4 protein-coding genes and 3 tRNA genes are annotated in these 3,176 nt (G+C 56.1%); all 7 read left to right on the top strand.

The genetic code is table 11. The features are described 5' to 3' along the window. Positions 1 to 178 precede the first annotated feature (178 nt). Positions 179 to 1,126, top strand: coding sequence for a bifunctional biotin--[acetyl-CoA-carboxylase] ligase/biotin operon repressor BirA (gene birA / locus ACVRRC_RS21560; protein ID WP_045157767.1), 948 nt, complete (start codon positions 179 to 181; stop codon positions 1,124 to 1,126). Continuing rightward, complete coding sequence (locus tag ACVRRC_RS21555) at positions 1,123 to 1,863, top strand: pantothenate kinase (protein WP_472997526.1); 741 nt, start codon at positions 1,123 to 1,125, stop codon at positions 1,861 to 1,863. Before birA ends, ACVRRC_RS21555 begins: the two co-directional genes overlap by 4 nt. A gap of 24 nt (positions 1,864 to 1,887) precedes the next feature. Continuing rightward, on the top strand, positions 1,888 to 2,559 hold the full coding sequence (locus ACVRRC_RS21550; RefSeq protein WP_017243914.1) for an SPOR domain-containing protein: 672 nt from the start codon (positions 1,888 to 1,890) through the stop codon (positions 2,557 to 2,559). A 141-nt stretch (positions 2,560 to 2,700) separates the two neighbouring features. Further along, positions 2,701 to 2,785: transfer RNA gene (locus ACVRRC_RS21545), tRNA-Tyr, on the top strand. A gap of 25 nt (positions 2,786 to 2,810) precedes the next feature. Then, positions 2,811 to 2,884 (top strand) — tRNA-Gly (locus ACVRRC_RS21540). Between the two features lie 26 nt (positions 2,885 to 2,910). Then, positions 2,911 to 2,986: transfer RNA gene (locus ACVRRC_RS21535), tRNA-Thr, on the top strand. Between the two features lie 84 nt (positions 2,987 to 3,070). Continuing rightward, a partial coding sequence (locus tag ACVRRC_RS21530; protein ID WP_202966612.1) for a GTP-binding protein occupies positions 3,071 to 3,176 on the top strand: 106 nt, incomplete at its 3' end.

Genomic DNA, 3,176 nt, shown 5'->3' with positions numbered 1-3,176 from the left:
AACGATGCATCGCCGATGGTAGTGTGGGGTTTCCCCATGTGAGAGTAGGTCATCGTCAAGCTCCTACACCAAACCCCCGATCCGCGTAAGCAGGTCGGGGGTTTGCTTTTGGGGCGCGGAAAGCTTTGTGCAGCCATTCTCTGTATCGCTATTATTCGGGCCTCGTTATGGGGGTGGCATGAATAAGCTTTTAAGGTTGCTCCAAGATGGGCGGTTTCATTCCGGGCAGGAGTTGGGCGAGGCATTGGGAGTGAGTCGCACTGCTGTCTGGAAACACCTCCAGCGCATTCAGAATGAAACGGCGCTCCCCTTCTATAAGGTCCCAGGCCGTGGGTACCGGTTGGCAGAGCCATTGTCGCTGCTCGCCGAAGATCAGTTGCTCCCGCAATTGGATGCGTTGGGCTGGGAGCTCTATCTCTTCGACGCTCTCGACTCGACAAACGCAGAAGCTCTACGGCTTCTGTCTACTGGTCGGGCTCCGTTCCTGGTAGTTGCCGAATCTCAGTCTGCCGGACGGGGCCGACGGGGGCGGCACTGGGTGAGTCCGTTCGGGCAGAACCTGTATTGCAGCTTGGCGTTCAAGGTGCACGGTGGCACTAGGCAGCTGTCGGGCATGAGTCTGGTGGTCGGCTTGGCCGTCATGCAGACATTGCGCGGAATGGGATTGCCTCAAGCCGGGCTGAAGTGGCCGAACGACGTGTATGTGGACGGGCGCAAGATCGGCGGGATCCTGCTGGAGTTGACCGGGGATCCAGCGGATGAGTGCCATGTCATAGCCGGCATCGGGATCAATGTGAATATGGCGGACGCTGAGGGGATCGACCAACCATGGACATCGCTCCGGGAGTGGGTTGGGATGGTTGATCGAAATGAGCTGCTGCTGACGCTCGCCGCCACACTCAAGACATACCTTGATCGACACCTGGCTGCTGGTTTCGCCAGCCTCAGGGAGGAGTGGGAGGCCGCCCATATTTGGCAGGGGCAAAGCTGTACGCTTAGTACCGGCGCGCATGAGCTATCAGGAACGGTCTTAGGGGTCGATCCACAAGGTGGGCTCAGGCTAATGATTGATGGTGTTGAGCGTTCCTTCAGTGGGGGAGAACTTAGCTTGAGGTTGGATCGATGATTCTTGAGCTGGATTGCGGCAACAGCTTGATCAAGTGGCGCGCGTTGAGCCCTGACTCTGGAGTCGTGGTTGCGCAAGGGGCCTCGAGTTCGTCGATAGAGCTGTTGAGCGAACTCACCAGTTTGGCCTTGTTGCGAATATCAAAAGCCAGATTGGTCAGTGTCCGCAGCGATCAGGAAACCGCAGAAATCTGCTCGCGTATATCGGACGCGCTAGGTGTTGGGGTGCAGCGCGCTGTGCCCTCGAAGGAGCTTGGCGGGGTAATCAATGGTTATCTAGAGTACGAGCGTCTCGGGATGGATCGCTGGTTGGCTATGGTTGGCGCTTTTCAGTTAAGGCGCAATGCGATGCTTGTGGTGGACCTGGGCACGGCAGTAACTGCGGATCTTGTGGATGAGAACGGCTTGCACCTAGGTGGCTACATTTGTCCCGGCCTGTCCTTGCTGAGAAGTCAGTTACATACTCATACGCAGCGCATACGTTATTCGATGGAGGAGGCGCTTTCCTCGTGCGACGCTCTAGAGCCTGGGCGCACTACAGGTGAAGCAGTAGAGCGCGGCTGCCTGTTGATGCTTCGCAGCTTTGTGTCGTCGCAAATCGCGCACGCCAGTGGTCGTTTCGGGACGGACGTCAGTGTATATGCCACGGGAGGGGACGCTGCGCTCATAGAGGATCTCGATCTGGTCCAGCGGGTGCCGGATCTCGTTTTCCGAGGGCTGGCAATCGCTTGCCCCTAGCGCATCTATAAGGTTGAAAATCGAATGCGTTGGTTGTTTCTTCTTTTGGTGCTTTTGAATGTTTTTTTCTGGATTCAGCACCAGTATCAGTCTCCGGTCCGTGTCAAAGAAATAACGCCGCTGGATTCCTATAATCGCCCTCAGCAGAACATAACGCTGCTAAGTGAATCTTCAGCAAAGGAGCGCAGAAGCAGTGCCTCGCCGCTCGCTGCAGAGAACGGTTGCTTGTTCCTGGGTGGGTTCGATGATCGGCCGCCGGCGGAAGCCCTGGAGCAGAGGCTGCTAAGCCTGGACGTGCAGTCTGAAATACAGGAGGTGGATACAGCCAGTGGCGTGGACTACTGGGTGTATCTGCCTCCTCTAGCGTCCAGGCAGGCGTCTTTGCGTCAGTTGCGTGAGCTGCAAAGTCGCAATATCGACAGCTACATCATTACGGTAGGCGATCTGGCAAACGGCATTTCCCTTGGAATATTTTCCCGCAAAGACTCTGCAGAAGGGGTCGTTGCGCGCTTGCGCGAGGTGGATTATGCGGCGCTGGTTCGAGAGTTACCGAGAATGCACCGCAAGTACTGGGTGCGCGTAGGGGCCGCCAGCCGTGGTCAGCTGGACGATGCAATGTTGCAGGGGTTGAAGAACGACATGCCGGAGCTGCAGCATCGGCAGATGCCCTGCGCGGGCGTTGCAACTTCTGAATAGTTTGCATAGAATGGCGCCCGCTTCGCAGCGAGGGCTGAATGGTCTCTCCGCGGAGCGGCTGTCAATGAAGCTAACCTCAAGATTTATATGAGAAAATGCTTGACAGCGTGGTGGCAGATGCTGAAAATGCCGCCTCACTTTGGAGGGGTTCCCGAGCGGCCAAAGGGATCAGACTGTAAATCTGACGTCATAGACTTCGAAGGTTCGAATCCTTCCCCCTCCACCAGATTCAAGCGTAAGCTTCGGCGTTCGCGGGTATAGTTTAGTGGTAGAACCTCAGCCTTCCAAGCTGATGATGCGGGTTCGATTCCCGCTACCCGCTCCAGGTTCGATGTTTGCGGTATATGTTTCGCTCATGTAGCTCAGTTGGTAGAGCACACCCTTGGTAAGGGTGAGGTCAGCGGTTCAAATCCGCTCATGAGCTCCAAACCTCAAAGGCAGATATGTGAATATCTGCCTTTGTTTTAATGGTGGCGTGACTAGCTCAATTCAACGATGGGAGACGGTCTCGATGGCTAAAGAAAAGTTCGAACGTAACAAACCGCACGTCAACGTCGGCACCATTGGTCACGTCGACCATGGCAAGACCACTCTGACTGCCGCTCTGACTCGCGTGT

The organism is Stutzerimonas sp. LR2 (assembly GCF_055755175.1).
This window is presented reverse-complemented; position numbering and strand designations above follow the sequence as displayed.